We start from the raw sequence: 1,813 nt of genomic DNA on the forward strand, positions 1-1,813 counted from the left end.
CCAAACCCGCCCCAACCCACGGGCGGCCTGACAGGGCAGGTCACCGCCCGGGCATCGAAAACACCGGGTGGTGATCCGGCCCAGGGACATCTGTCAGAGCGCGTTTAATAACCAGGTCAGCTGGTGTTGAGGAGTCGGCCGGTCTGGTGACATGGGGCCAGTTGCGTCGTCAGTCAAGGGTCCGGGCCATCCCGACAGAGTTCGGCCCCGTTTGGCGGAAACCGTGCCGCTCGTAGAGGCGGCGGCCCGGCGGATCGGCGAGCAAGTTCACGAACGCACCGGGCGGCGCTTCCCGACGGATTGTCTCCAGTAACGCAGTCAGTACCGCGTCACCTATGCCCCGACGCTGGTGCTCTGGCAATACAGCCATGTCGACCACGTGGAAGTACCACCCGCCATCGCCGAGCACCCGACCCATCCCTACTGTCGTGCCGCTCTCCTCGTGCAATACGTGCACCGCAGCCCAGCCACCCTGCACTGCGGCGGCAGCCTGATCGGGTCGACGCGGTGAGAGCCCAGATCGTTTGCGAAGGATTAGGTAGTCTCCGACCGTCGGTGGTCCATCGACCAACCGATAACCCGCCGGCAGGGTAGTAGGTGCTGTCATGACCGCTATGCTACGGCGCTCCTTACGAGATAGTGGTGACCGCCCGCTTGGAGCTCATTGAATGATGAGCTCGGCGGGTATGGGAGTCACTGAGATGCAGGGAATCCGAATCGGTTTCAGTGTGTCGCGGGGGCACAGGGTGAGGCCTTCGGGTACGGCTGTGGTTGTCGAATCCATGCCCCCCGAAGGCCCCACGGTGAGTTTCTACCTGGTCTGCGGCCAGGCCGCTGCCGCGCCCCTGTCGCCCGCGCCCGGGCACCTGCCCACGGCCCGTCCTCGCCGCTACCCGTCGGACACCAGCGATACCGAGTGGCAGCTGATCGCCGCGTACCTGCCTGCCGGTGGCGGCCGCGAACGCGGCGGCCGGCCGGTAACCTACCCGCGCCGCGACATCGTCGACGCCACCCGCTACCTCGACCACAACAGCTGCGTGTGGCGCGCGCTGCCGGTCGACTTCCCGCCCTGGCGCACCGTCTACCACTATTTCCGCACCTGGACCCGCAACGGAACCCTCACCCGGTTGCACGCTGGCCTGCGCGAACATGTCCGGCTTGCAGAGGGCCGCAACGCCGAACCGACCGCGGCGATCGTTGACTCCCAGTCCGTGCGCGCCGCTGAGACTGTGGTCAAGACCAGCCGCGGGTACGACGCCGGCAAGAACGTCAACGGCCGCAAACGCCACATCGTCGTGGACACCACCGGCCTGCTGCTGATCATCATGGTCACCGGCGCCGGAGTGCAGGACCGCGATGCCGCCCGCGCGCTGCTGTGGGCGCTGGGCACCTGCTTCACCCGCGTCACCAAGATCTGGGCCGACGGTGGCTACGCGGGCCAACTCGTCACCTGGGCCGCCGCTGTCCTGGGCCTCGCGGTGGAGATCGTGCGCAAGCTCGCCGACCAGGTCGGCTTCAGGTCCTGCACCGCAGATGGGTCGTCGAGCGGTCCCTGTCGTGGATCAACCGTTGCCGACGGACCGTCCGCGACTACGAATGCCACCCCGAACACCACGCCGCTATGGTCCAGTGGGCCATGGTCATCATCATGACCCGACGCCTCGCCCGATACCACAAGACCGGCCGACTCCAGGCCGTACTCAACACCAGCTGACCTGGTTATTCAACGCGCTCTCAGCTTGATCTTTAACCCTCGCGTTGGTTACGTGCTGCGATGGTCGGGTCACGCTTGATGGTTTTACCGACGTCGTGG

2 protein-coding genes are annotated in these 1,813 nt (G+C 66.2%); one reads left to right on the forward strand and one right to left on the reverse strand.

Annotated elements, in window-relative coordinates:
- Positions 1 to 169 precede the first annotated feature (169 nt).
- A complete protein-coding gene (locus B0E53_RS40315; protein WP_107079886.1) occupies positions 170 to 607 on the reverse strand; it encodes a GNAT family N-acetyltransferase in 438 nt (145 codons plus the stop codon).
- A 259-nt stretch (positions 608 to 866) separates the two neighbouring features.
- Between B0E53_RS40315 and B0E53_RS36160 the strand changes: the two genes are divergently transcribed.
- Positions 867 to 1,714 (forward strand): IS5 family transposase gene (locus B0E53_RS36160; protein WP_210406362.1). Its coding sequence is split into 2 segments (ribosomal slippage): positions 867 to 1,518 and positions 1,518 to 1,714, totalling 849 coding nucleotides; the frame shifts between segments, so codons are not numbered across the junction.
- The last annotated feature ends 99 nt before the right edge of the window (positions 1,715 to 1,813 follow it).

The organism is Micromonospora sp. MH33 (assembly GCF_003013775.1).
Classification (GTDB): domain Bacteria; phylum Actinomycetota; class Actinomycetes; order Mycobacteriales; family Micromonosporaceae; genus Micromonospora; species Micromonospora fulviviridis.

Excerpts from the sequence above, each read along its gene's own strand:
- B0E53_RS40315 (WP_107079886.1), bottom strand. The coding sequence starts at position 607 with ATGACAGCACCTACTACCCTGCCGGCGGGTTATCGGTTGGTCGATGGA.